Genomic DNA, 26,774 nt, shown 5'->3' on the forward strand with positions numbered 1-26,774 from the left:
CTGCCGCAGTCAACGTCGGTTACGTACCCACTCCAGTGCCTGTTCAGGTTTCATGGGGCGGGCAAACAGGTAGCCCTGTGCGTACAGGCAGCCCTTGTCGATAAGCAGCTGGCGCTGTTGCTCCGTCTCGACGCCTTCGGCAATGACCTGAAAACCGAAGCGGTCACCCAGGCGCAGGATCATGTCGACGATATGGTCGGCATTCTCGGACTCGCCGAGCCGGGAGATAAAGGTGCGGTCGATTTTCAGCACGGAAGCCGCCAGATCAGTGATATGTGCCAGTGATGAATAGCCGGTGCCGAAATCATCAATACTGACCCCGATGCCATATTCCAGCAGCTGCCGTAGCTGTAGTGAAATGTTGCGGTACTCGACCATGGCCTGGGATTCGGTCACTTCCAGCTCCAGCAGCTCGGGAGGCAGGCCGGAGGCCCGGATCATGCTCAGCATTTCGTCGAAATAGCCGGGCAGCAGCAGATCGATCGAGGAGGTGTTAAAGGAGATCGGCAGGGTAATGCCCTGTTGCTGGAAACTGCGCGCCACCGATAAGGTCTGGCCCAGAACATTGAGGTCCAGTTCGCTGATCAGCCCGGCGGTTTCCGCAACCGGAATGAACTGGTCAGGGTTGATGATGTGGCCATCGGCATGTTGCCAGCGTACCAGTGCTTCAAACCCGACCGCACGCCCTGATATCAGTTCGACTTTCGGTTGCAACACGATATGCAGCGCATCGGTCTGCAGGGCCTGACGCAACTCATTGAGCAGGATGTAACGCTCACGCATCTGTTGTTCCTGTGAGCGATCATATTCGACAAAGCGCAGGCCATTGCGCTTGGCGGCTTCTACAGTCAACTCGGCCAGACGCAGCATATGTTCCGGTTCATGGTTGTCACTGCTGCTCAGTGGCAGTACGGCGGCGACTGAAGGGATCTGGTGCTCACTGCCATCAATCGTCAGAGGCTCGGCCAGCAACGCAGCGACCTGTTGTTTTGAGGGTGCCGTGTCGGCCGGCAGCAGCAGGGCAAATGTGCTGCGGTCGATACGGGCGAGCAGCAAGTGTCCCTGAATACGGGTTTGCAGGCGGTGCTGGACGCTATGCAATACGCTGTCACAGAAGGGCTCGCCAAAGTGCAGGGCGGTTTCGTTCAGTTCATCGAACTTGATGACCCAGAGCAGATGCTGGTGCAGTTCCCGCGTGCTCAGGCTACGCAGGGTGCGTTTCAGGTAATTGCGGTTGGGCATGTCCAGCAGCGGGTCACGGTAGGCCAGCTGAGACATGCGGTTGTAGAGGGACAGGTTGGTAAAGCCGGTACTGATATTTTCGCAGAACACTTCCAGCAGATTGGTTTCGGCCGGTGTTGGTTTCCGATCGGTTTTAATCAACGTCAAATAGGCGGGCGCCTCTACCTGATCAGGCGCGAAATGCAGCACTGTATAGTGTTCGTTGTAGAGGTGATGTCGGGTCGCAAGTGCCTCTGCAAACAGCGGGTGCAGGGCCTCGATTTCCGGGCTGTCCAGGGTGCGGTCCTTGCAGTGCTTGAAACAGCCACTGGCGGCCAGTACCCGGCTTGCCGACAGGGGCTGACCAGGGGGGCTTAATATGCACAGGATACCGCCGTGATCGACCCGGAGCAGCACGGACAGGGTACTGAGCACGGTATGGGTGTAGCTCGCCAGATCGCGGCGTTTGCTCAGCGCCTGCGAGGCATCGACGATCAGCTGCAGCCCCTGGCGGGCACGCTCGAGTTGGGTGGTGCGATCCCAGGTGCGCAGATTACCGGTAATGACCGAGGTCAGGTGTTCGTGGGTCAGTTCGGATTTGCACCAGTAGTCGTCGATATCGAACTGACGCAGAACATCAGGCTGTGGAGCCATGCCCGGCTGGCCGGTGAGCAGGACGATGCGGACCTGATTGTTACAGATCACATCACGAATGGTGCGTACCAGGCGCAAGCCGGAGTCGTCGTCTTCCATCACCACATCGAGCATGATAATGCCGATATCCTGGTGTTCGGGAAGCAGGCGGGCGGCTTCAACCGCGGACCGTGCACAGATCACCTCAAGGGAGCGTCCATCCACTTTAATCTGTGCCAGGGCGTGAACCAGCGATGCCTGGTAGGTCGGGTCATCTTCAACGCTCAGCACCTTCCATGGTGGTTCTTGTGAAGCTGTGGGGGCCAGCGGTGGCCTGAATTCAAATAATTCATCTGCCAACATACGATTAGTCCTTTATTCCTGTGTCAAACCGGTTGGTCATTAAACAGGCGTTTATCAGCTTGGTTTACAAAACTCCGTTTGTAAATATCATCGATGATGAAATCATCATTTGTTCATTATTTAGCCATATACCAGCTCCGGCAGCCAGGTTGCCAGACCTGTTTGCCAGGCCAGCAGCGCCAGCATGGCCAGCTGGATCAGGATGAACGGGATAACGCCCTTGTAGATTTGTCCCGTGGAGATGTGGGCCGGGGCGACACCGCGCAGGTAAAACAGGGCGAAGCCGAACGGCGGGGTCAGAAATGAGGTCTGCAGGTTCAGCGCCAGCATTACCCCGAGCCAGACCGGATCCAGCCCCATGCCGAGCAGGATCGGTGCCACGATCGGTACCACCACGAAGGTGATCTCGATGAAGTCGAGGAAAAAACCGAGCAGGAACACGATCAGCATCACGATCGCCATGGCACCGACCACGCCACCGGGCAGATCGTGCAGGAAGTCGCGTACCAGATCGTCGCCGCCGTAGCCACGGAACACCAGCGAAAAGATCGACGCGCCGACCAGAATGATGAACACCATGGAACTGACCTGAGTGGTGGAGCGCATGACCTCATTCAGGGTTTTCAGGCTGAACGCACGGCGCATCAGCGCCAGCCCGATAGCGCCCACGGCACCGACCGACGCCGCCTCGGTTGGAGTGGCAAAACCACCCAGAATCGAGCCCAGCACCAGCCCGATCAGCAGCACTGGCGGCACCAGCGCCTTCAGTGCCCGTAGCCAGAGGTTGGTGATGGCATTCAGCTCCTCCTCGGGAATGGCCGGTACCGCATGCGGGCGGGTTACGGCGACGAACACCATGTAACCGATGTAGGCCACGACCAGCAGCAGGCCCGGGATCAGCGCACCGAGGAACAGGTCACCCACGGTGACCGTTTCCGGCGAGAACATGCCCTGATCGATCTGTGATTGCTGATAGGCCGAGGAGATGACATCGCCGAGCAGCACCAGCACGATGGAGGGCGGAATGATCTGCCCCAGTGTGCCCGATGCGCAAATGGTGCCGGTCGCCACGGCCGGGTCGTAACCGCGCTTGAGCATGGTCGGCAGGGACAGCAAACCCATGGTCACAACGGTCGCGCCGACGATACCGGTGCTTGCCGCCAGCAGCATGCCGACCAGTGTTACGGAAATGCCCAGACCACCGCGCAGGGAGCCGAACAGGGCGGCCATGGTGTCGAGCAGCTCCTCGGCGACCTTGGATTTCTCCAGCATAACGCCCATGAATACGAACAGGGGCACGGCGATCAGCACCTCGTTGTTCATGACCCCGAAGATGCGGTTGGGGATCGCTTCCAGAAACACACTGTCAAAGTGGCCGGTCAGAGTGCCGATGGCGGCAAACAGCAGGCCGGTACCGGCCAGCGAGAAGGCAACGGAATAGCCCATCAACAAGACAACGATGGCACCGATAAACAGCAGCAGAGGCAGTAACTCGATCACAGGGCGTGCTCCCCTTCCGGTGGTGGCAGATGGGCATGGCCGCTGATCACCAGCAGACTGCGCAGCAGTTCGGCAATCCCCTGCAGGGTCATCATCGCGGGCATCGCCAGCAAAGCCGTTTTGAGTATGTAGCGATAGGCGATGCCGCCCGCTTCCTGAGAGCCTTCTTTGAGTTCCCAGGAGGTGGCGACGTATTCCCAGGAGACCCAGAACAGAAATATGCACACAGGCAGCAGCAGGAATAGGGTGCCGAACAGATTGATCCAGGCTTTGCCCTTTTCCCCCAGTGGACGGTAGATGATATCCACGCGTACATGACCATCATGTTTGAGGGTATAGGCAGCCCCGAGCAGGAAGACGAAGCTGTGCATGTAGATGACAGACTCTTGCAGGGCGATATTGCCCATCTCGAAGGCGTAGCGCATGACCACAACGACAAAGGTGACGACCACCATCAACAGGGTCAGCCACGCGATCAGCCGTCCGGTCCATTCGCTGAAACCGTCCAGTAATCTGACCAGGGCCGCAAGGGGGGAGGAGTGACGCATCGATATTCTCGTTTCAGGAGATTGGGCGGGCGGCAGTATATCAGGTAATTCCTGTAGCGCGGCAGGCAGGGATGACTACAGCTTGAGGCGGCAAAGCCGTACAATAGGCGAACAGACACCAATGTGGAGATTTCCCATGACTGAACTGCTGAATCTTGAGCCTGAACTGGAGGCCTTCGAGCCCTGGCAGCTGACCGCCTTTTCGGCCGCGCTGACCGAGCGTATGTTCCCCAATTTCGCGCTCTTCGCACGTTTGGTCGAGTTCGGCGATGCTGCCAAATTGCGGCAGATCCTGGATGGCGTCTGGGACAGCCTCAGCGGCCAGGGGGCGAAGATGAATTTCGAAGTCCAGCTGGACGCCGTCGAAGCCAATATGCCGGATATCGACGTATTCGACATGTATGGCGCGTTGCCGGCACTGGATGCGGTCGTCGCTCTGAACGCCACGCTTAACTGCCTGCTGGAAAAGGACCGTGCCGAAGCCGCGACCATTGGTCAGCTGTCCCGTGAGTGCGTTGCCACCTTTCTGGAAGTGACCGAAGGTGATGACCAGCTGTCCGATGAGGAGCTGGTCAAGCTGATCAACACCCATGAATTGATGCAGGCCGAAGACGCCTTCCGTGACGAGGTGCTTGAGCGCCTGCGTGGACAGAAACACGCGACCCCTGACTTCATCCAGGCCCTGCGCGAGCTGGCCGGCAATGAAGGTGTCAGCAACATCGGCATCAGCGACGACGACTGATCATGCTGCGTCTGGGACTGTTATTGCTGGTGGTGCCTGCCGTATTGCTGATGGCGGGCTACATGTACGACCTGTCGTTGGCCGATGCCTGTCTGGAGCAGGGTGGCTCCTGGGATTATCGTGCCGCCCGCTGTGATGAGGCGGGTGCCGCACATCCCTTCACGCCTTTCATGGTGCGTCATCCGCTGTGGGTGAACGGTGGCATGCTGTTGTCGGTTGTGGGGCTGTTGCTGTGCATCGCCGGACTTTACCGCCGCCGTTGAGACCGATACGGAGTTACTGATGGTGAAAAAGATCATTCTGGCGCTGGTGCTGATTCCGCTGCTGGCGGGTGTGTTTTTGTGGCAGGCAGAGCCTCTCTGGTGGCAGGAGGCCAAGGCTGAATGGCTGGCAGACTTCAATGCCGATCGGGCTGAGCAGGCGATGGTCTGGCGTGAACAGGGTTTGGCGTTGGGTCGCAGTGGCGATCAGGCGGCCTGTCTGGATCGGGCGTTGACCGATTTCGATGGCTGTACCGGTTTTCAGTGTACGGTCAATTATGGCCGTCTGCTCAATGCCTGTCTGGAAACGGCCGCGATCAGTGAAGGCTTCTGTGAGGGTGTGCCCGCTTTCCGTGACCAGCCGACTGAAGATGACAAGAGCTGGGCCAAGTACACCTGTTGGGACCGGAATATCCGTGGGGAAGGTTGTCGCTTGTTGATGCGTCAGCAGCAGCTGTTCTGCAGTGCGGCTGACGGTGAGGCTGTTACTGTCGAGGCTGCGCCGGCCAATTAAACGGTGAGCACCAGCTTGCCGCGGATGTGGCCATGGGCGCTGAGGTGGTGGGCTTTTGCGGCCTCTTCCAGCGCAAAGGTGTCCGCGATGCTGAGCATCACCTTGCCGCTGGACGCCAACATGGCCAGTTCATGCAGCTGGGCAGCATCGGGGCGGGCGCGCATGCTGCTGACCTTGAGGTCGCGCGCTGCACCCGCCGCCATGACCTCCGCAGCGGTGACCGACGGCAAGGTAATCATCTGGCCGTGCGGGTTGAGGCAGTCCAGGGCCTGAATCGCCGTCTGGCCGCCAACGCAATCTATGATCAAATCAGCATCGTGAATCAGTGTTTCGACCTGCTGGCGGGTGTAGTCAATAGTGTCGTCACAGCCCAGGCTTTGTAGAAAGCCCTTGTTGCCCGCTGAAGCGGTGCCGATCACGTAGGCGCCTTTCCATTTGGCCAACTGAACTGCAAGGTGGCCGACGCCGCCGGCAGCGGCCAGTACCAATACCGATTGTCCGGTCTTCAGATGCCCAACTTCAAACAGCGCCTGCCAGGCGGTCAGTCCGGCCAGTCCCAGACCGGCGGCGGACACCGGGTCCAGTGCTGCCGGGCGCAGGCACAACTGTTCTGCCGGGGCGATAATGGTATCGGCATAGCAGCCAGCGGGGTGCGGGAAACGAATGAAGCCCATCACCTCGTCACCGATGCGCAAGGTTTCCACACCTTCACCCAGCGCGGCCACGGTACCGGAACATTCCCAGCCGGGGCAGAAGGGCAATGCGTCGATAAAACCGCTGGCACCGCCACCGGCACAGGTTTTCCAGTCGATCGGATTGATGCCCGCTGCACGGGTGTGGACCAGAACCTCACCGGGGCCGGGGGCCGGTGTGTCGAGTTCGTCCAACTGTAAACCCTCCGGCCCGTCAAAGGCATGGATGCGCATTGCTTTCATGTTAATCTCCCCGGTTTGAATGGCCTGTCATCGGCCAGTAACAGTCATGTACTGATTGCAAGAGTAAAGTGATCGTGCGTGATCTGGCAATCTTTGTTGCAAGGAGAGTGGATGAAAGCTAACCCTGTTCGTGGTGCCGGCTACCTGCTGCGCGGCGTCTCCATGCTGCCCCAGCCCGGTATCCGCCACTTCGTGCTGATACCTCTGCTGGTGAACATATTGCTGTTCATGGGTGCCATTTGGCTGCTGGTCGGCCAATTCAATGTCTGGGTCGACTACTGGCTCGGGTTCCTGCCCGCCTGGGCCGATTTCCTGTACTGGCTGTTCTGGCCGCTGTTTGCGCTGCTGGTGCTGGTTGGGGTCTATTACGGATTTTCCATCGTTGCCAACCTGATCGCAGCCCCGTTCAATGGCTTCCTGTCGGAAAAGGTTGAGCAGCAGCTGCGTGGCGAAGTGGTAACCGATGATGGCTGGCGTGAAATGCTGGCGATGATCCCCCGCTCACTGCAACGAGAGCTGCACAAGCTGGCCTACTACCTGCCGCGTTTTCTGTTGCTGTTGTTGATCACCTTTATTCCCGTAGTCAATTTAGTGGCACCGCTGCTCTGGTTTCTGTTCGGAGCCTGGATGATGTCGATCCAGTACTGTGATTACCCGATGGACAACAACAAAGTCAGTTTTGCGCAGATGAAGCAGCTGATGAAGGCGCGGCGGGTGACCTCGATTGGCTTCGGAGCGTTGGTTCAGGTGGGTATGCTGGTCCCGGTGGTCAACCTGATTCTGATGCCGGCGGCGGTGATAGGCGCCACCATCTTCTGGGTCGAGGAGTATGCGGGTGAGGCGCGAGACCTCACTCCGCGTCCCTGACCGGCACCACCATGTCAGGCGGGAAGTGGCAGGTGAACGTGCTGCCCTTGCCGCGCGTGCTGTGGATGTCCAGATGGGCATCGTGACGCACCAGCACATGCTTGACGATCGCCAGCCCGAGCCCGGTACCGCCGCTGGCCGAAGAGCGGCTTTCGTCGATGCGGTAGAAGCGTTCGGTCAGGCGCGGGATATGCATGGGTTCGATGCCGATGCCGTTATCGGTAACGGCAAAATGTCCGCCCAGAGCATCGGTCCACCAGCGCAGAGTGATGATGCCGTTGTCAGGGGTGTAGCGAACGGCGTTGAACACCAGGTTGGAAAAGGCGCTCTGCAGTTCGTTGCGCTGGCCCAGCAGATCATACTCCGGGTCGATATCGAGTACGAAACGGTGGCCACGACCGCTGGCCAACGCCTCGGCATCCTGGTGGATCTGGCGGATCAGCGGGTGGATCAGAATGGGGTGCTCGTCGCTGATATGGTGACTGGCCTCCAGACGTGACAGCAGTAACAGGTCGGTGACCAGGCTTTCCATGCGCTGTGCCTGTTGCTGCATCTGTCCCAGTGCGCGTTGCAGCGGTTTTGGCAGCTCCTGATCCAGGAAGGTTTCCAGATAGCCTCGGATGACGGTCAGCGGTGTGCGCAGCTCGTGGGAGGCGTTGGCGACGAAGTCCTGGCGGGTGTGCTCCAGCCGCATCAGGCGGGTGATGTCACGAGCGACCAGCAGGCGGTCGCCCTGACCAAACTTGGTAATCTGGTACTGCAGCTGCAGTTCGGCCTTGACCGGTGACGGCAGATCCAGCGGTTCCTGATAGTGGCCCTTGCGGAAATAGCGTACGAAGCGCGGGTCGCGCAGCAGGTTCATCAGCGGTTTGCCGCGGTCGGAGGTGGCTTTCAGCCCGAGCAGGCGGTCGGCCGCGCGGTTCCACCATTCCAGATTGTTCTGGTTGTCGATGATAACGATGGCGTCGGTAAGCGCCGCCGAGGATTGCTGGAAACGGGAAATGATGCCGCGCAGTGACTGCTCGCGGGCACTGCCGCGTTTCTGCATGCGTGCCAGTTCGTCGAACAGATCACCCCAGGCGCCATCGGCCTCCGGTGGTTCGGAGCCGTCTTCACGGTGCAGCCATTCGGTCAGCCGGTTGAATTGACGGATCTGCCGCAGACTCCAGACAATAACGCCCAGGCTCAGGCCCGCAAGGGTATGTCCAAGCAAGGTGCCACCGATCAGGCCCACCGCAGCGAACAGCAGCAGACTGAGTAACAGGGTGTGACGGGATACCTGCATCACGGGGCTCCATCCCGAGTGTGGTCATGCTGGTGGGGGGCCAGCACGATCAGGCGACCTGAGCCGAGAAGCGGTAGCCAGTGCCGCGTACGGTCTGTACCAGATAGTCGTGACGCTCACCCAGCGCCTTGCGCAGGCGACGGATATGCACGTCCACGGTGCGCTCTTCGACATAGACATTGCCGCCCCAGACCATATCCAGCAGCTGGCTGCGCGAATAGGCACGGTCGGGATGGGTCATGAAGAATTGCAGCAGGCGGAATTCGGTCGGACCGAGTTCGACCGGCTGGCCGTCAGCGGTGACACGGTGAGATACCGGATCCAGCGTCAGGCTGTCCACGGTCACCGGCTCTTCCACGCCACGCGGGGTCGTGCGACGGAGGACGGCCTTGAGCCGAGCCACCAGCTCACGCGGCGAGAACGGCTTGGTGATGTAATCATCGATACCCGTTTCCAGGCCTTTGATCTTGTTGTCTTCGTCGGTCTTGGCGGTGAGCATGATGATCGGAATATCGGCGGTCACTTCATCCTTGCGCAGGCGGCGGGCAAACTCGATACCGCTGGTGCCGGGCATCATCCAGTCGAGCAGGACCATGTCGGGTTTGTTGTCCACGATCTGGGCATGGGCATCCTGGGCATTGTCGGCTTCGCTACAGTCGTAACCGGCCATTTCCAGTGCCACGGCGATCATTTCACGGATCGGTGCTTCGTCATCGACAATCAGCACACGTTTTGATGCAGACATCATTTTCTGCCCCATTGACAGGTGTTATCGGAGGCTACTATTACAAGACGTTTCCATTACATTAATATGACACACTCCTGGAGAATCGGGTATTCGGGCAAAAAATCTCTGTTTTTCCGATAGTTAGGCGACGGCATAGTCGATAATCAGCGCCACCAGGATGGCCAGTTCGGCGTAGTGGTTGTTGAGAAAGGCGCGAAAGCAGGGCATGCGTTCGCGGTGGCGAATCAGCCACTGCTGGTAGATGAAGAAACCGAGCGCGGCCACCAGCCCCACGTGATACCACACGCCCAGCTGTTCCAGCTGCCCCACCCAGACCAGCACGCCGAGGGTGGCCAGTTGCAACATCCCAACGATCAGCCTGTCGTGGCGGCCAAAGAGTACGGCGGTGGATTTGACCCCGATCTTGAGATCGTCGTCACGGTCGACCATGGCGTACTGGGTGTCGTAGGCCACGGTCCACAGCAGCTTGGCGGCGTAGAGCAGCCAGGCGGTGAGCGGGATCTGCTCCTGAATGGCAGTGAATGCCATCGGAATGGCCCAGCCGAATGCCGCGCCCAGCACCAGTTGTGGCAGGTGGGTGTAGCGTTTCATGAACGGGTAGATGAACGCCAGTGCCAGACCGCCGAACGACATCAGGATGGTCATTGTATTGGTCAGCAGTACCAGCAGAAACGACACCAGCATCAGCCCGCAAAACAGATAGATCGCCTCGCGCTCGGTGACCCGGCCCGATGGCAGCGGGCGAGCGTGGGTGCGCTTGACGTGGCCATCAATGTGGCGATCGGCATAGTCGTTGATGACGCAACCGGCGGAGCGGGTCAGGAACACGCCGAGACTGAAGATGAGCAGCAGGTCCAGCGCCGGGACACCTTCGGCGGCGATCCACAGCGCCCACAGGGTTGGCCACAGCAGCAGATAGGTGCCGATCGGCTTGTCGGCCCGCATCAGCTGGATGTAGGCGGTCAGACGTGTGCGCAGTGAGGGCGTGGATAAAGTCGACAAGGCGGGCTCCTGAGGGTCGCGGTCAGAGCGGGTATTGTACGTGCTCCATGGCCGGGAGAAAAACCTCGCACACCAGCAGCGGCTTGCCGTGCAGACGGAACACTGAACGCCGGGCCCAGTAAGGCTTTCCAGCGGCGGCAGACAGGCAGCAGGCCTGCAATGGACTGCGCTGCAGGCTTGGGTCACTGAACATCAATGAGCCCAGAGAGCGGTTGCCGAGCAGCTTGAGTCGGCGTTCACGGCCGGTCAGCGTGGTGGCGGGCAGCACCGAGCGGGCGTAGACCCAGGCAGTTCCTTCGTGTCCCAGCAACTCAACTTCGCGAATCAGGGCGACCTGACGGCGAGGCATGCCCAGTGCGCGCGCCTCGTCGGCAGTGGGCATGGCCCAGCGCTGGGACAGGACGCGGACGCCAAACTGGCCCTGTGCCGCACGGGTCAGACGGCGCGTCAGCGAGCCGTTGTCCTGTAGCCAGGGACGCCAATGACGGGGCGCACGCAGGGCGCTGTCGGCGGGCATCCAGCGGGGCGGGGTACGGGGATTGAGCAGAGCGTTGCGGGCGGACACGGGTACCTGTTCCATCATGGGGATAAGGCCCGAGTGTATCATGTTGCCGCTGCCGGCAGCGTACCGGCAGCGGCGGACTTACTCGTCGTTGCCGTCGTCGTCGAGCAGGCTGCCGGCGGACTCTTCCTGCACCGTGCGCTTGATCTGTTTCAGGCTCTGATGGCGCACATCGGTACCGCTGACCTGATAGATCAGGTGCTCACCCAAGTTGCGGGCATGGTCACCGATGCGTTCCAGACTGCGCAGCACCCAGATCACGTTGAGCACGTTGGAGATGGCGCGGGCGTCCTCCATCATGTAGGTGACCAGCGAGCGCATGGCGGTGCGGTATTCCAGATCCACGTTCTTGTCCTGCTTGGCGACGCGGTAGGCCATCTCCAGATCGTTGCGGGCGAACGCGGTGAGCACATCCTTGACCATGTCGCGCACCAGATTGCCGATATGGCGCACTTCCTGGAAGCCACGCTGGTTGACACCGCTGTCAGCGAGTTCGATCGCCATGGTGCAGATACGCGTCGCTTCGTCACCGATGCGCTCCAGATCGGACACCGCACGGCTGATCGAGACGATCAGGCGCAAGTCGCTGGCGGCTGGCTGGCGGCGGGCGATAGTGGTCGTACACTGCTCGTCGATCATCAGTTCCATGGCGTTGGTCTGCTGGTCGATGCGGCGCGACTGTTCGGCCAGTTCCACATCACCGGTCAGCAAGGCCTCGACGGCATCGCTGACCTGACGTTCGACAATGCCGCCCATGGTCAGCATCTGCGTACGGATTTTCTCCAGTTCCTCGTTGAACTGCTGCGAGATATGGGTCGAGTAGTTATCGTTTTCGAGTTCCACGGTCGGTCTCTCCGTTGCGTGCATGGGCCATCATTAACCGTAACGGCCAGTGATGTAATCTTCGGTCTGTTTCTTTTCCGGTTTGGTGAACAGTGCATCCGTGGCACCAAACTCGATCAGGTCGCCCATGTACATGAACGCGGTGTAGTCGGAGACACGGGCCGCCTGCTGCATGTTATGGGTAACGATGACGATGGTGAAATCCTTTTTAAGCTCGTGGATCAGCTCCTCGATCTTCAGTGTGGAGATCGGGTCCAGTGCCGAGGCCGGTTCGTCCAGCAACAGGACTTCCGGCTTTACCGCCACGGTGCGGGCGATGACCAGACGCTGCTGCTGACCGCCGGACATGCCCAGCGCGCTCTCGTGCAGACGGTCCTTGACCTCATCCCAGAGTGCGGCGGAGCGCAAGGCCCACTCGACGGTTTCGTCGATGACGCGCTTCTTGTTGATCCCCTGAATGCGCAGGCCGTAGGCCACGTTTTCATAAATCGACTTGGGGAAGGGGTTGGGCTTCTGGAACACCATGCCGACCCGGCGACGCAGGTCAGCCACGTTGACGGTGCGGTCGTAAATGTTGTCGCCGTCGAGCAGGATCTGGCCGTTGATGTTGCAGCCGTCAACCAGATCATTCATGCGATTGAAGCAGCGCAGCAGCGTGGACTTGCCGCAACCGGACGGGCCGATGAAGGCGGTCACCCGGTTCTGCGGGATATCCATGTTGATGCCGTGCAGGGCTTCCTTGTCGCCGTAGCTCAGGCGCAGGTCCTTCACCTGCAGGGTGATCTGTTCGTCACCCAGGTTCAGGTTGCGATCGCCGCGCTGCAGGGCGGCGATGTCGATGGCGTGGGTCTTTGCTTCGCTAGTCATAGTGGTAAACCTTCAAATCAAAATGCTTAAGCCGGCGGTTACATTTCAAGCGCTTTGTACTTTTCGCGCAAATGGTTGCGGATCGCGATGGCCGAAAAGTTCAGCAGCGCAATCACCACGACCAGCAGAAACGCGGTCGCATAGACCAGCGGTCGGGCCGCTTCGACATTGGGGCTCTGGAAGCCGACATCATAGATGTGGAAACCCAGGTGCATGAACTTCTGATCCAGATGCAGGAACGGGTAGTTGCCATCCAGCGGCAGGCTCGGGGCCAGTTTGACCACACCGACCAGCATCAGCGGGGCCACTTCACCGGCGGCACGGGCAATCGCCAGAATCACACCGGTCATCATCGCCGGGCTGGCCATCGGCAGTACCACTTTCATCAGGGTCTCGAACTTGGTCGCGCCCAATGCCAGCGAGCCTTCACGGACCGAGCGCGGAATGCGGGCCAGGCCCTCTTCCGTCGCCACGATCACGACCGGTACGGTCAGCAGCGCCAGAGTAATGGAAGCCCACATCAGACCGCCGGTACCAAAGGTCGGTGCCGGTTTGGCTTCGGCGAAGAACAGATCGTCGATGCTGCCGCCGAGGAAGTAGACGAAGAAGCCAAGGCCAAATACACCGTAGACGATGGACGGTACACCGGCCAGGTTGTTGACCGCAATGCGGATCAGACGGGTGATAAAGCCCTGCTTGGCGTATTCACGCAGGTAAACCGCCGCGATCACGCCGAACGGGGTTACCAGCACCGACATCAGGATCACCATCATCACGGTGCCGAAAATCGCCGGGAAAATGCCGCCTTCGGTGTTGGCTTCACGCGGTTCGTCGGACAGGAACTCCCACAGCTTGGCACCGTAATGCAGCAGTTTGTCGCTGGTGCCCATGTCGTTCGGCTGGAAGGCGCGCACGACCTTGGCAACATCGATCTGGACCTCACGGCCGTCGGCGATTTCGGCGACAAAGCTGTCACGGTTGATCTGGGTGTAGAGGTCGATCAGCTCCTGCTGCAGGACTTCGTAATCGGCGTTCAGCTCGGCACGCTGAGTTTCGATCTCGGCGTAAGCCTGGGCATCGGTGGACTGCTCCAGCTCCAGAGAACGCTCCTGCAGACGCAGGCGCTCCAGCGCATAGTTGATGCTGCCGATCTTGTGCTTTTCGATATCCAGAATCTGCTCACGGATCTCCAGCACCCGGTCGAGCCGCTGCTGGAATTCGGTCCAGAGATCCAGGTACTCATCGGACTTGGCGTAGCCGTCATGGCGGATCACGGTTTCGCCACTCTCGCGGACTTCGCGCAGGTAGCCGTAGAAATTGCCCCACTCCAGGCGCTCGGCGACCATGACCATCTCGGGATAGGCCTTGTCGGTGATCAGGTTATCCATGGCCCAGACAAAGTCGGCGGCACCGAAGTCACGGTTACCGACCTTGAGCAGATCGCGGCGCATGGTTTCAACACCTTCGGGAACCTCGACACCGGCCCCGCGCAGCTGGTCAGCGGGAACCATCTCCTGCTGCACCAGTTCGCCCATGATACGGCTGTCTTGCTCACCCTGGGTATAGGTCGCCTGCATCACGTCGGCAGGCCAGAAGTGAGCCAGGCCGCGCGCGGCGATCAGGCCGAGCAGCCCTACCACCATGATCACGCAGATGGCAACGGCACCGGCATTGAGCCAGACCCATGGGGAGCCGGATTTGGTCCATTCGTTTACTGAATAACGCATCTATCTAATCCTCACTCTCACCGATCACAGGGAACCGTATTTCTTGCGCAGGTGCTGGCGGATGGTCTCGGCCAGGGTGTTCACCACGAAGGTAAACAGGAACAGCACGAAGGCGGCCAGGAACAGGGTGCGGTAGTGGGTACTGCCGACTTCCGATTCCGGCATCTCGACCGCAATGTTCGCGGCCAGCGTACGCATGCCTTCGAAGATGTTCACATCCATGATCGGCGTGTTGCCGGTGGCCATCAGCACGATCATGGTTTCACCGACGGCGCGGCCCATGCCGATCATCAGCGCCGAGAAGATACCCGGGCTGGCGGTCGGCAGGATGACGCGGGTCAGGGTCTGCCAGGCGGTGGCACCCAATGCCAGTGAGCCGTAGCTCAGGTGTTTGGGCACCGCGAAGATGGCATCTTCGGTAATCGAGAAGATGGTCGGGATCACGGCAAAGCCCATGGCGATACCGACCACCAGGGCGTTGCGCTGGTCATAGGGGATACCCACTTCGTTGGTCAGCCAGGTTGGCATGTCGCCGCCGAAGAGCATGTGCTCGATCGGACCGGCGATCGCCAGGCCCAGCCAGGTGGCCAGAATCACCACCGGGATCAACAGAGCGGCATCCCAACCATCCGGAATCAGGAAACGGATCTTGTTGGGCATGTTGTTCCAGGCGAAACCGAAGAGCACGATCGCGACCGGAATCACCAGCAGACAGACAAAGATACCGGCCAGGTTGGCTTCCATGAACGGGGCCAGCCAGAGACCGGCGAGGAAGCCCAGGATGACCGTCGGCAGCGCTTCCATCAGCTCGATGAACGGCTTCACCTTGCGGCGCATGCTTGGCACCATGAAGTAGGCGGTATAGATCGCCCCGGCGATGGCCAGCGGTGTCGCCAGCAGCATGGCGTAGAACGCGGCTTTCAGGGTGCCGAAGGCCAGCGGCATCAGGCTGTATTTGGGTTCGAAATCGTTGTTGGAGGCGGACGACTGCCAGGTATATTCCGGCTCTTCGTAGCCTTCATACCAGACTTTTTCCCAGTAGGCGCTCCAGGAAATCTCCGGATGTTCGTTATCGACGTGCCAGAAGCTCAGTTGGTCACCATGCTGTACCAGCAGGGCATTGGCCCGCGGTGCCAGTGCGATGGCATCGGCGGCACTGCTGAACAGCGGCTCGCGCAGGGCATTGCGGTTGGCGGTGCTGCTGTACAGGTTCAGGGTGCCGTCGGCGTCCAGGGTAATAATGCCCTTGCGACGCTGTTCGGTGGTCAGATTGGTGACGGCGCTGTCACCGTGTTCGAAGCTGCGAATATGGGTCAGCTGGAACTGGTTGGTTTCGTCGCGGACGAAGAACCACTGCGACAGCTTGCCCTTGGCATCACCGATGATCAGTGAACTGCCGCCGAGCAGCAGCTCGAAGCTGGTGATATCGGTCTTTGAGACTTCGATCAGCTGGGTAACTTCAGGGGTGTTGCTCAGTGTCATCACGGCAACCTTGCCCTGAGGCACGCTGGCCAGCAGCCAGCGCTGGTCCGGTGTCATCAGCAGTTTGCGCGGTTTGACACCGAATGACGGCAGGCTGCGGTGACTCTGTTCCACTTCGACGTCACCGGTCAGGAAGTTCTCGGTCATCGACAGGGTCAGCTCAGTGAGCTGGTCGCCGCTCAGGGCGATCAGGGTCCACTCGTCGCTGTCCTGGTTCAGGGTCAGGCGCTCGACGGGACCGGCCGCGACTTGCAGCGGTGCTTCGCCCAGCGGGTAGACCAACTCCGGGTTAAGTACACGTTGGCCGTTGGGGTAGGTCGCCTTGTAATTGTGCTTGACCACCTTGACGCTGCCATCACTGAGGCCGAACGCAAAACTTTGGCTGGCTTCTGACACCAGTGCAAAGCTGCTGATGGTGACGCCGTCCGTGAGGCTCAGTGCCTCGCTCAGCAGAGTGCGGCCACTGGTGGTATCGAAAAACAGCATCTCGCCACGATCGGTGACGCGGAAACCGATCTCGGCCTGTTCTTCTACCGCGAGGTAGAGCGTTTTACCCTGTCCGGGCACAGCATAGCTGACCTCCTCCTGACCGCCCCAGGGCTCGATACTGGCCGAGCGGAACAGCGGTGCAACCTCGTACAGGAGGTAGAAGAAGATCATGACAACGGCGAGGATAACGCTGATACCACCGACGGCGATGCCACCTGCGGCCAGTTTGTCCTTCAGCATGCGCGCTTTGCGCAGACGGCGCTGGGCTGGGGTGTTGAAGTCCAGCTCAGGCACGGTGTTGGTTTGCTCAATACTCATGGCTGAGAATCCCGAGAAGTGTCGAACTTGATATGGCCGCTACAATAAGTCAAAGACATGACTGTTTTGTTACAGCTGTAACAAAAACAAAAAGGGGAGCCAATATGGCTCCCCTTCGGGTGTGCGGATGCGGGTAGTTACAGACCCAGGTCCTGCATCTGCTTCTCGACAACCTTGGCCGGCAGCGGGATGTAGCCATCTTTCACGACCACTTCCTGGCCGACCTTGGACAGCACCAGCTTCAGGAACTCACGCTCCAGCGGCTGCAACGGCTGGCCCGGCTTCTTGTTGATGTAGACGTACAGTGAGCGCGCCAGCGGGTATTTGCCAGTGATGGCATTTTCCGGAGTCGGTTCAACGAAGTTGGTACCGGACTTGGACAGCGGCAGGGCACGGACAGATGCCGTCTTGTAGCCGATGCCGGAGTAGCCCAGTGCATTCACGGAGGTGGATACGGACTGGACAACAGAGGCAGAGCCCGGCTGTTCGTTAACGCTGTTCTTGAAGTCGCCTTTACACAGGGCAACCTTCTTGAAGTAGCCGTAGGTACCGGATACGGAGTTACGACCGAACAGCTGGATGCTCTGGTCGGCCAGAGAACCGCCGATGCCCAGATCGCTCCACTTGCTGGCGTCCTGCTCGGCACCGCACTTGCGGGTGGAGGAGAACACGGCGTCAACCTGGTCGATGCTCATGCCCTGGATCGGGTTGTCCTTGTGCGCGAACACGGCCAGCGCATCGATTGCCACGGCGACCGGGGTCGGCTTGTAGCCGTACTTCTTCTCGAAAGACTCGATCTCCTTGTCCTTCATTTTACGGCTCATCGGGCCGATATTGGACGTCCCTTCTGTCAGTGCGGGCGGCGCAGTTGAGGAACCGGCGGCCTGAATCTGAATGTTGACGTTCGGGTAGCTGCGTTTGAACTCTTCCGCCCACAGGGTCATCAGGTTGGCCAGGGTATCGGAGCCAACGCTGGACAGGTTGCCGGAAACGCCAGAGGCCTTTTCATAGACCGGCAGGTTCGGGTCGAGGAGATCACTGGCGTGTGCGGTGAAGCAGGTGGCAGTCATGGCGACCGCTGCGAACAGCTTTTTCATCGGTTTCATTGTCGGCTCCTGGTGCGGAAACGGGTTATTGAATGAACATGCACGCACTATAGGCAAGGTTTGTGACGGGAAGATGACACTGACGGCCATTGCTGTCAGTTGTGGCGGCAGGCGTTTTGGGGGCTATTCTTTGTGTTAAACCTTAGTATTATATGCGCTGCAGCATAAAGGGGCGCAGGCCTCGTATTCAATTGAGCGGGATCCGATAATGACAACAAGCGAAGATCAGCTGCTCATGCCCGACGGCGAGCTGAGTCTGCAACTGCCGGCCGGTGCGGATGCAGTCAACATGTTTGGTGATGTGTATGGTGGCTGGGTGGCTTCACAGCTGGTGCTGGCCAGCGAAATACGGGCGGGTCAGGAAGCCTGCGGGCGGGTTGCGACAGTATCGGTGGGGCGGATGGGATTCATGTCGCCGGTTTTACGCGGCACAGTGCTGAGCTTCCATACGCGTATTATTGAGCGTGGGCATAGCTCGTTGCGTATTCAGGTCGAGGTGTGGGGACGTTGTCCCGATGGGAATGAATTGCGCAAGGTAACGGGGGCCGAGTGTGTGCAGGTCGCGATCGATCCGCAGGGACGCATTCGTCGATTGCCGTTGCCCGAGGTGGGCTGAGCCGGACGAGGTCCGGCCCAGGTCGTGCGTTAGAGCAGCATCCAGGCACCGCCGGCGATAATGGCGGTCATCATGACGTTGAGTACTGCACCAGCGCGCATCATTTCACGTTGTGGCAGGTAGCCGGAGCCATAGACGATGGCGTTGGGCGGCGTTGCGACCGGGAGCATGAAGGCGCAGGACGCTGCAATCGCGATCACCACTGCCATGATCTCGGTCGGCAAGCCCATGCTGCCGGCAATACCGACGAAAATAGGCACCAGCAGGGCGCTGCTGGCGGTGTTGCTGGCGATTTCGGTCAGCATGACCACGAACGCAGCCACAGCCAGCAGGAACAACGGGGCTGATGCATCGGCCATCATCGTGCTCAAGCCTTCAGCCAGGAAGGCGCTGGCACCAGTGGCCTTGAGCATGGCCGACAGGGTCAGACCACCGCCGAACAGCAGCAACACGCCCCAGTCCGCCGACTTCTCGATCTGCTTCCAGGTGACCAGCTGCAGCATGCACAGCATCAGGATGGCGTTCATCGCAATGATCGAATCCAGGCCCTTGCTGATGCCGATCAGACCGGCCAGCGGCTTGCTGAACAGCCACATGGCGACGGTCAGTACAAATACGCCCAGCGTCATCCACTGTTTGCCGTTGAGCGGTTCGTGACGGTGGACTTCGTGGAAGCGGTGGTTCATGTCCGGACGGCACATGAAGTAGAGCACCACGATCATCAGCGGCAACGATACGATGACGGTGGGGATGCCGAACTTCAGCCAGTCGGTGAAGCTGAGCCCGACTTCGGCGGCGGCAATGGCGTTGGGCGGTGAGCCCACGAGCGTACCGATACCACCGATGTTGGCCGAGTAGGCCACACCCAACAGCACGAACCAGTAGGTGCGCTCGTTGTTCTCATAGGGCAGCTGACGCAGCAGACCCAGTGCCAGCGGCAGCATCATCGCAGCAGTGGCGGTGTTGGAGATCCACATCGACAGTCCGGCTGCGGTCAGGAACAGCAGAATGGAGGCGGTGCCCAGACGGCCTCGGGCCAGGCGGATGACATGCCCGGCGATATATTTGTCCAGCCCCTGGGCATTCAGTGCGGCCGCCAGGCCGAAACCGCCAAGGAACAGGAAGATGATCGGGTTGGCGAAGTTTCTCAGTGCGTCAGACACAGTGAACACGCCGGCGACCACCGTCAACACCGGCACCAGCAGTGCGGTTACGGTGATGTTGAAGGTTTCGGTCATCCACAGGATGGCGATAACCGCCAGAATGGCGAGGCCGGTGCGCAGTTCAGGCGCCAGCGGTGCCAGAAACCAGATGCCTGCAGCACTTAGGACTGCCAGCAGAAAGGTCATCCACTTGCTGGTCATCAATCTCTCCCAGACGTGTTTTTAAGGGGTTAAAAGAAGCGCGAATTCTACACAGTTGTTTCCAGCGGAGCTACTTTGGTCGAAGCTTATTCACCTTTTTTCTGTGGGGCTTTATCTAGCCGAAGAACCAGTAGCCACAGAGGATAGCGGCAATGATGCCGGCCAGGTCGGCACTCAGTCCGCACCAGAGCGCATGGCGGCTGTGACGAATACCGACCGCACCGAAGTAGACCGCCAGCACATAGAAGGTGGTTTCGGTGGAGCCCTGAATAATTGACGCCACCTGGGCGGCGAATGAGTCCACGCCGTGGGTGTTCATGGTTTCCAGCATCATCGCCCGAGCGCCGGAGCCGGACAGTGGCTTCATCAAGGCGGTCGGCAAAGCGTCGGCAAAGCGGGTATCCAGTCCGAACAAGCCAATGCCTTCACGTAGCAGCCAGATAAAGCCTTCCAGCGCGCCGCTTTCGCGCAACACCCCGATCGCAACCAGCATCGCCAGCAGATAGGGGATGATCATGATCGCCGTCTCGAAACCCTGTTTGGCACCTTCAATGAAGGTTTCGTAAACGTTGACCTGTTTGCGGTGAGCCAGCAACAGAAACAGGATGATGGTACTGAACAGCAGCAGATTGCCGGTCAGGGCGGATTGGCGCTGCAGCTCATCGACGCTGAGGGTGGCAAAATAGCCGACAAAGGCCAGCAGCAGGCTGATACCGGCACCGAACCAGAGCAGCAGCGTGCGTTGCAGCAGGTTGATCCGCTGCACCCAGCTGGTGACGAGCAGGCCAACCAAAGTGGAGCAGCTGGTGGCGATCAGAATGGGGATGAACACCGCGGTGGGGTCGTTGGAGCCCTGCTGGGCGCGGTAGAGAAAGACGGTGATCGGGAACAGGGTCACCGACGAGGTGTTGAGCACCAGAAACAGGATCTGGGCGTTGCTGGCGGTGTGTTTGTCCGGGTTGAGTGTCTGCAGGTCCTGCATCGCCTTCAGCCCCAATGGAGTGGCGGCGTTGTCGAGACCGAGCAGGTTGGCGGACAGGTTCATGGTCATGGAGCCGATCGCCGGGTGGCGCGGAGGCACCTCCGGCATCAGTCGGGTAAACACCGGCCCCAGCGCGCGGGCCAGAGTATCGACCAGGCCCGAGGCTTCGGCCAGTTTCATCATGCCCAGCCAGAAGGCAAGGGTGCCGATCAGGCCGATGGCCAGCTCTACGGTCAGTTTCGACATGCTGAAGGTGCTTTCCACCATGCGCTGGAAGACACCGGAGTCGCCTAATGCAAGCCACTGCCAAAGGGCAGCGGCGAAGGCGGTCAAAAAGAAGCCGAGCCAGATCCGGTGCAGCATGGGGAGGGTCCTGTTGGGAAAACCTCCCTGATTCTAGCGACCCCGGCGCGGTGTGACCACCGCACCGAAGTGCTGTATCAGTCGCGTAGTCGCCAGCAGGTGACCTCGGACAAGGTATGCTGGAACTTGCGCTTGGTTTCGCGGATCACGAATGGCACGGCTTCCGGCCCCCGAATCAACTCGAAATGTTCATCCAGCACGGCATGCAGGCCATCCAGCGTGGTGACATTCTCGCCGTCACGTTTGAAACCGCCGATCCATTCCTCTTTGGGTGTGTGCTCTTCCAGCCAGGTGTAGGGTGAGGCCAGCATCAGCATGCCACCGGCGTTGAGGCGCTCATGTGCACGGCTGAGGAACTGGCGCGGACTGTACAGGCGATCGATCAGGTTGGCCGCCAGAATCAGGTCATAGCCGGTCAGAATCGGTTTGAGGTTGCAGGCATCGCCTTGCATGAAGCTAACGCGTTCGGCCACCTCAGACAGTCCCAGCGAGGCCAGATCACGCTCATGGTAGCTGACCAGTTCGCCTTCGTCGGGCAGGGTGTAGCGCAAGCGGCCCTGCTGCTGCAGCTGTACGCCCAGATTGATCAGACGGGCGGAGAAATCAACGCCGTCGACATGATCAAAGTGACGGGCCAGCTCGAAACTGGCACGGCCGGTCGCGCAGCCCAGATCCAGCGCCTTGTCCGCCTTGCCTTCGGCACAGACGTCGATCGCCAGTTGTGCCAGTGTTTGCGGGAAGTTGGCCACGCCGAAGGGTGCATCACCGTAGTGGAACTCGGCATACTGGGAAGCCAGGTCATCGCTTTCGTAGCGTGAGTCGGGCACGGCGGTGGGTGCTGCACCGGCGACATAGCGGAAACCGGCATGCTGAAAAAAGTGGCGGCGGAAGGCGTAACGCGCACTGCGCAGACTCTCGTTGCCGCAGGCGATCCAGCTGCCGCCCTTGATCAGGTTATGGCGATCATCAAAGGTGGGCGTGGTGAAATCGTCGTAATAGGGGTGTACTTCAAAGCCGTCAAGCGGATAGATCGGGGTCTGCGTCCACTGCCAGACATTGCCGCTGACGTCATAGAGGTCGCCCTGGGCGAAGCGATAGACCGGGCAGGAGGAGGCGAAGTGGTCCAGGTGCAGGTTGGCGTTGACCGCTCCGGTGTTGTCCGGCTCGGCGACCCGTGAAAGATCATACAGGCGATACCATTCGTCTTCGCTGGGCAGGCGGATTGGCGTGCCGGTCTGCGCGGCTTTCCAGCGGCAGAACGCTTCGGCTTCGTGACAGTTGACTTCGACCGGCCAGTCCCAGGGCATGTACACCTGCTCGCACATCAGGCGCAGTTGCCAGTCATCACCGCTGCGGACCCAAAAGGTCGGATGTTCGGCAGCGGCAAAGCGGCACCATTCGCGGCCTTCGTCACTCCACCATTGCGTGTCGGCATAACCGCCCGCCTCCACGAAGGCCAGAAACTCCTGGTTGGACACCAGCATCTGTGCCGCCTGGAATGCGTCCAGCTCGACCTCGCGGTGGCCATATTCGTTGTCCCAGCCGTAATGGGCGTCGTCACGGGTCTTGCCCAGCGTGACGGTACCGGCGGGGATGTCGATCAGCTGATTGGCCGGTGCCGATCCGGAATCGCGGCATGCAGGCCAGGCAGGATGCGGCTGGACGTACTTGAGATCATGTTGGCGGATCAGCACCGATGAGGTTTCCAGGTGGATACGCTCGTGCTCGATGCCCATGATCAGGGTCCACCAGGGGTGCTCCCAGTTGATCGGCCCGTTCAAGGGAGCTTCACGGATCAGTTGCTCCAGCGTCTGACGAACCTGTTGGCGGTAGGCTTTTACTTCGGCAACGCTGGGCCATTGATAATGCTGGTCATTGAGATCGTCCCAGCTCATTTCGTCGACGCCGACAGCAAAAATGGATTCAAAGTGCGGGTTGATGCGTGTGTCGATCAGGCCTGCCAGCAGCAATTTGTTGATGAAGAAGGTGGCGGTATGGCCGTAATAGAAAATCAGTGGGTGGCGCAACGCGATTGGCTTGACGAGATAGGCTTCGTCACAGGTCAGCACCTCGAACAGTTGCTCGTAACGGTCGCAGGTGGTTTGGAAATAGCTCAGGATCTCGCCGCGCAGGGCGTCGGTATCGGGGTTATCCAGCCGAGGGGTACGGGTAAGGCGTTCCATGTGCAGTCCTGATCCGGTGGGCGACAGTGTGTCGGTTCAGTATAGACAGCCGGAAGGGACGCGTAATGACAGTTTCCGGCCGCAGTTCAGTGCAATAGGATACTGTATTGGACGGGATTTGGATCAGTCGGGAGCGGGGGGTAACCCGCTCCCGTCAGGCTTAGTCGAGCATGCTCAGGTCACGCACCGCACCCTTGTCGGCGGAGGTGGCCAGCAGGGCGTAGGCCTTGAGTGCAGCCGAGACCTTGCGCGGACGTTCCTGGACCGGTTTCCAGCCCAGTTTGTCCTGCTCGGCACGGCGCAGGGCCAGCTCTTCGTCGGACAGCAGCACGTTCATGGTGCGGTTGGGGATGTCGATGCGAATCAGATCGCCCTGACGTACCAGACCGATGGCACCACCGGCAGCGGCTTCCGGGGATACGTGGCCGATCGACAGGCCTGAAGTACCGCCGGAGAAACGACCGTCGGTCAGCAGCGCACATTCCTTGCCCAGCCCCTTCGACTTCAGGTAGGAGGTCGGGTAGAGCATCTCCTGCATGCCGGGGCCGCCCTTCGGGCCTTCGTAGCGGATGACCACGACTTCGCCCGGCTTGACCTTGTCTTCCAGTACGTTGCTGACCGCTTCGTCCTGGGACTCGACCACGTGAGCCGGGCCTTCGAACACCAGAATGGAGTCATCGACACCTGCGGTTTTCACTACACAACCGTCGAGGGCGATGTTGCCGTACAGCACGGCCAGACCGCCTTCCAGCGAGAATGCGTGTTCCAGCGAGCGGATGCAGCCGTTGGCACGGTCACCGTCCAGCGTGGGCCAGCGGGTGGCCTGACTGAAGGCGGTCTGGGTCGGGATGCCCGCGGGGCCGGCCTTGTAGAACTCGACGACCGCAGGGGACGGGTTACGCATGATGTCCCATTCGTCCAGCGCATCTTTCATGCTGGCGCTGTATACGGTCGGCAGATCCGTGTGCAGGCGACCGGCACGGTCCAGTTCGCCGAGGATGGCCATGATGCCACCGGCACGGTGAACGTCTTCAATGTGGTATTTCGGCGTGTTCGGCGCGACTTTACACAGCTGCGGCACTTCGCGGGAGAGGCGGTCGATATCCTTCATGGTGAAGTCGATCTCCGCTTCCTGGGCGATCGCCAACAGGTGCAGGATGGTATTGGTGGAACCGCCCATGGCGATATCCAGGGTCATGGCATTCTCGAACGCGCGCAGGCCGATGGAACGCGGCAGTACGCGTGCATCGTCGCCTTCATAGTAGCGCTTGGCCATTTCGACGATGGTGTGACCGGCGCGCTTGAACAGCTGCTCGCGGTCGGCGTGGGTAGCCAGCATGGTGCCGTTGCCGGGCAGGGACAGGCCCAGAGCCTCGGTCAGGCAGTTCATCGAGTTGGCGGTGAACATGCCGGAGCAGGAGCCGCAGGTGGGGCAGGCGGAACGCTCGACTTCGGCAACCATCTCGTCGGAGGCGGTCGGGTCGGCGGCCAGGACCATGGCGTCAACCAGGTCCAGCTTGTGCTCGGACAGCTTGGTCTTGCCTGCTTCCATCGGGCCGCCGGAGACGAAAATGACCGGAATGTCGAGGCGCATGGCGGCCATCAGCATTCCCGGAGTGATCTTGTCGCAGTTGGAGATGCAGACCAGCGCGTCGGCACAGTGAGCGTTGACCATGTACTCGACGGAGTCGGCAATGATGTCGCGGCTCGGCAGTGAGTAGAGCATGCCGTCGTGACCCATGGCGATACCGTCATCTACCGCGATGGTGTTGAATTCCTTGGCGACGCCGCCGGCGGCCTCGATTTCACGGGCAACCAGCTGGCCCATGTCCTTGAGGTGGACATGGCCGGGCACGAACTGGGTGAAGGAGTTGGCCACGGCGATAATCGGTTTGTGGAAGTCTTCGTCCTTCATGCCAGTGGCACGCCAAAGGGCACGGGCACCAGCCATGTTACGGCCGGCGGTGGAGGTCTTGGAACGATACTCAGGCATGGGGCTCCCTCGAAAATCCGATTCAAATAAGCTCGAGTATATCAGATAAACAGCGTACGCCGAGGGCGATGGACGGTGTGGTTTATCGTCTACACTGAGACATGAAAAAAGCCGCCGGAAGGGGTATGAACATGCGTGTTGGTGTACCGAAAGAGATCAAGAATCATGAGTATCGTGTGGGCATGACCCCGATGGGCGTGCGCGAGCTGGTGGAGCAGGGGCATCAGGTTCAGATTGAGCAGAACGCGGGCATTGCGGCCGGTTTCAGTGATGTGGCCTATGAGCAGGCTGGCGCGGTGCTGGTGGATGATCCCCGTGGGGTTTTCTCCTGGGCCGACTTGATCGTCAAGGTGAAGGAGCCGCAAGCCAACGAGTGTGGCTGGCTCAGTGCCGATCAGGTGCTGTTTACCTATCTGCATTTGGCGGCAGACCGGGCGTTGACCGAAGCGCTATTGGCCAGCGGCTGTACCGCTATCGCTTATGAGACGGTTCAGGACCTGCACGGCGGGCTGCCGCTGCTGGCGCCGATGAGCGAGGTTGCCGGTCGGATGGCGGTACAGGCCGGTGCCCATTGTCTGGAGAAGGCTCAGGGTGGGCGCGGTGTACTGCTCGGCGGCGTGCCGGGCGTTGGCCCCGGGCGGGTGCTGATTATTGGTGGTGGCGTGGTCGGTGAGAATGCCGCGGCTATTGCGTTGGGCATGGGCGCACAGGTGAGTTTGCTGGACAAGTCGATTCCGCGGCTGCGTCAGCTGGATGAGCGCTTCAACGGTGCGCTGATAACGCTCTATTCGACGCGGGAGAATATCGAACAACAGCTGGCACAGGCTGATCTGGTTATCGGTGCCGTGCTGCTGCCCGGCGCGGCGGCACCGAAACTGGTCACCCGTGAGATGCTGGGTCTGATGCAGCCCGGCGCGGTGCTGGTGGATGTGGCGATTGATCAGGGCGGCTGCTTCGAAACCAGCCGACCTACAACCCATACAGACCCGGTGTTCGAGGTCGAAGGTATTGTTCATTACTGTGTTGCCAATATGCCGGGCGCGCTGGCGCGGACATCGACGCTGGCATTGACCAACGCGACCCTGCCCTATGTGGAGCAGTTGGCACACCACGGCTGGCGTCGAGCGCTGCAGGATGTGCCGGGGCTGCTGGCGGGGTTGAATATCCACTCGGGCCGCATCACCTGCCCGGGAGTCGCTGATGCTTTTGCGCTACCGTGCCACGCACCGCTGGACGAGCTGGGCAGTGCTTGAAACCGGCC

General features: G+C 60.2%; 23 protein-coding genes. 6 read left to right on the forward strand and 17 right to left on the reverse strand.

Annotated elements, in window-relative coordinates:
* Positions 1–9: 9 nt before the first annotated feature.
* From CLV44_RS08345 to CLV44_RS08355, 3 genes are all read right to left on the reverse strand, one after another.
* The gene (locus CLV44_RS08345; RefSeq protein WP_106591663.1) at positions 10–2,217 is read right to left on the reverse strand and encodes an EAL domain-containing response regulator; all 2,208 of its coding nucleotides are present in this window, start codon (positions 2,215–2,217) and stop codon (positions 10–12) included.
* Between the two features lie 120 nt (positions 2,218–2,337).
* Entirely contained in the window at positions 2,338–3,717 is a 1,380-nt protein-coding gene (locus tag CLV44_RS08350; protein WP_106591664.1) for a TRAP transporter large permease, read from the reverse strand.
* Positions 3,714–4,265 carry a TRAP transporter small permease subunit gene (locus tag CLV44_RS08355; RefSeq protein WP_106591665.1) on the reverse strand — a complete coding sequence of 184 codons (552 nt, stop codon included), beginning with the start codon at positions 4,263–4,265 and terminating at the stop codon, positions 3,714–3,716. The genes CLV44_RS08350 and CLV44_RS08355 overlap by 4 nt, the downstream gene beginning before the upstream one ends.
* Positions 4,266–4,401: 136 nt before the next feature.
* Here CLV44_RS08355 and CLV44_RS08360 point away from each other — a divergent pair, with 136 nt between their 5' ends.
* From CLV44_RS08360 to CLV44_RS08370, 3 genes are read left to right on the forward strand one after another with little or no spacing between them, the layout of a single operon-like run.
* Positions 4,402–5,007, forward strand: a complete 606-nt coding sequence (locus CLV44_RS08360) for a YjaG family protein (protein WP_106591666.1) — start codon at positions 4,402–4,404, stop codon at positions 5,005–5,007.
* A 2-nt stretch (positions 5,008–5,009) separates the two neighbouring features.
* On the forward strand, positions 5,010–5,270 hold the full coding sequence (locus tag CLV44_RS08365) for a hypothetical protein (RefSeq protein WP_106591667.1): 261 nt from the start codon (positions 5,010–5,012) through the stop codon (positions 5,268–5,270).
* 19 nt (positions 5,271–5,289) lie between these two features.
* Positions 5,290–5,781 carry a hypothetical protein gene (locus CLV44_RS08370; protein WP_106591668.1) on the forward strand — a complete coding sequence of 164 codons (492 nt, stop codon included), beginning with the start codon at positions 5,290–5,292 and terminating at the stop codon, positions 5,779–5,781.
* Here the strand turns inward: CLV44_RS08370 and CLV44_RS08375 are convergent.
* Entirely contained in the window at positions 5,778–6,716 is a 939-nt protein-coding gene (locus CLV44_RS08375) for an NADP-dependent oxidoreductase (protein ID WP_106591669.1), read from the reverse strand. The two genes, CLV44_RS08370 and CLV44_RS08375, sit on opposite strands and share 4 nt — an antisense overlap.
* Before the next feature lie 111 nt (positions 6,717–6,827).
* On the opposite strand from CLV44_RS08375, the gene cysZ reads away from it, so the two are divergent.
* The gene (gene cysZ, locus CLV44_RS08380; RefSeq protein ID WP_106591670.1) at positions 6,828–7,583 is read left to right on the forward strand and encodes a sulfate transporter CysZ; all 756 of its coding nucleotides are present in this window, start codon (positions 6,828–6,830) and stop codon (positions 7,581–7,583) included.
* Here cysZ and phoR read toward each other — a convergent pair.
* The 9 genes from phoR to CLV44_RS08425 all read right to left on the reverse strand — a co-directional run bounded on the left by phoR (position 7,567) and on the right by CLV44_RS08425 (position 18,012).
* A complete protein-coding gene (gene phoR, locus CLV44_RS08385) occupies positions 7,567–8,868 on the reverse strand; it encodes a phosphate regulon sensor histidine kinase PhoR (protein WP_106591671.1) in 1,302 nt (433 codons plus the stop codon). The genes cysZ and phoR overlap by 17 nt on opposite strands.
* A gap of 49 nt (positions 8,869–8,917) precedes the next feature.
* Positions 8,918–9,613 (reverse strand): phosphate regulon transcriptional regulator PhoB, encoded by a 696-nt coding sequence (gene phoB / locus CLV44_RS08390; protein ID WP_106591739.1) that lies wholly within the window; start codon positions 9,611–9,613, stop codon positions 8,918–8,920.
* Positions 9,614–9,736: 123 nt separating this feature from the next.
* Positions 9,737–10,561, reverse strand: coding sequence for a 4-hydroxybenzoate octaprenyltransferase (gene ubiA, locus CLV44_RS08395; protein ID WP_245912649.1), 825 nt, complete (start codon positions 10,559–10,561; stop codon positions 9,737–9,739).
* Between the two features lie 79 nt (positions 10,562–10,640).
* A complete protein-coding gene (locus CLV44_RS08400; RefSeq protein WP_245912645.1) occupies positions 10,641–11,201 on the reverse strand; it encodes a chorismate--pyruvate lyase family protein in 561 nt (186 codons plus the stop codon).
* A 60-nt stretch (positions 11,202–11,261) separates the two neighbouring features.
* Entirely contained in the window at positions 11,262–12,023 is a 762-nt protein-coding gene (gene phoU / locus CLV44_RS08405) for a phosphate signaling complex protein PhoU (protein WP_106591672.1), read from the reverse strand.
* A gap of 33 nt (positions 12,024–12,056) precedes the next feature.
* The gene (pstB, locus tag CLV44_RS08410; RefSeq protein ID WP_106591673.1) at positions 12,057–12,890 is read right to left on the reverse strand and encodes a phosphate ABC transporter ATP-binding protein PstB; all 834 of its coding nucleotides are present in this window, start codon (positions 12,888–12,890) and stop codon (positions 12,057–12,059) included.
* 38 nt (positions 12,891–12,928) lie between these two features.
* Entirely contained in the window at positions 12,929–14,617 is a 1,689-nt protein-coding gene (gene pstA, locus CLV44_RS08415) for a phosphate ABC transporter permease PstA (protein WP_106591674.1), read from the reverse strand.
* A gap of 24 nt (positions 14,618–14,641) precedes the next feature.
* Positions 14,642–16,906, reverse strand: a complete 2,265-nt coding sequence (locus CLV44_RS08420) for an ABC transporter permease subunit (protein ID WP_106591675.1) — start codon at positions 16,904–16,906, stop codon at positions 14,642–14,644.
* Between the two features lie 137 nt (positions 16,907–17,043).
* Entirely contained in the window at positions 17,044–18,012 is a 969-nt protein-coding gene (locus tag CLV44_RS08425; protein ID WP_106591676.1) for a PstS family phosphate ABC transporter substrate-binding protein, read from the reverse strand.
* 208 nt (positions 18,013–18,220) lie between these two features.
* Here CLV44_RS08425 and CLV44_RS08430 point away from each other — a divergent pair, with 208 nt between their 5' ends.
* Positions 18,221–18,628 carry an acyl-CoA thioesterase gene (locus CLV44_RS08430; RefSeq protein WP_106591677.1) on the forward strand — a complete coding sequence of 136 codons (408 nt, stop codon included), beginning with the start codon at positions 18,221–18,223 and terminating at the stop codon, positions 18,626–18,628.
* 29 nt (positions 18,629–18,657) lie between these two features.
* Here the strand turns inward: CLV44_RS08430 and CLV44_RS08435 are convergent, their stop codons facing one another.
* The 4 genes from CLV44_RS08435 to ilvD form a co-directional block, all read right to left on the reverse strand.
* On the reverse strand, positions 18,658–19,992 hold the full coding sequence (locus CLV44_RS08435; protein WP_106591678.1) for a DASS family sodium-coupled anion symporter: 1,335 nt from the start codon (positions 19,990–19,992) through the stop codon (positions 18,658–18,660).
* Between the two features lie 115 nt (positions 19,993–20,107).
* On the reverse strand, positions 20,108–21,337 hold the full coding sequence (locus tag CLV44_RS08440) for a nucleoside recognition domain-containing protein (RefSeq protein WP_106591679.1): 1,230 nt from the start codon (positions 21,335–21,337) through the stop codon (positions 20,108–20,110).
* A 77-nt stretch (positions 21,338–21,414) separates the two neighbouring features.
* Positions 21,415–23,520, reverse strand: coding sequence for a 5-histidylcysteine sulfoxide synthase (gene ovoA / locus CLV44_RS08445; protein ID WP_106591680.1), 2,106 nt, complete (start codon positions 23,518–23,520; stop codon positions 21,415–21,417).
* Positions 23,521–23,680: 160 nt separating this feature from the next.
* A complete protein-coding gene (ilvD, locus tag CLV44_RS08450) occupies positions 23,681–25,513 on the reverse strand; it encodes a dihydroxy-acid dehydratase (protein ID WP_106591681.1) in 1,833 nt (610 codons plus the stop codon).
* A gap of 131 nt (positions 25,514–25,644) precedes the next feature.
* Between ilvD and ald the strand changes: the two genes are divergently transcribed.
* The gene (gene ald, locus CLV44_RS08455) at positions 25,645–26,766 is read left to right on the forward strand and encodes an alanine dehydrogenase (RefSeq protein WP_106591742.1); all 1,122 of its coding nucleotides are present in this window, start codon (positions 25,645–25,647) and stop codon (positions 26,764–26,766) included.
* Positions 26,767–26,774 lie beyond the last annotated feature (8 nt).

The sequence above is a fragment of the Marinobacterium halophilum genome, assembly GCF_003014615.1.
In the GTDB taxonomy this organism is placed as follows: Bacteria; Pseudomonadota; Gammaproteobacteria; order Pseudomonadales; family Balneatricaceae; genus Marinobacterium; species Marinobacterium halophilum.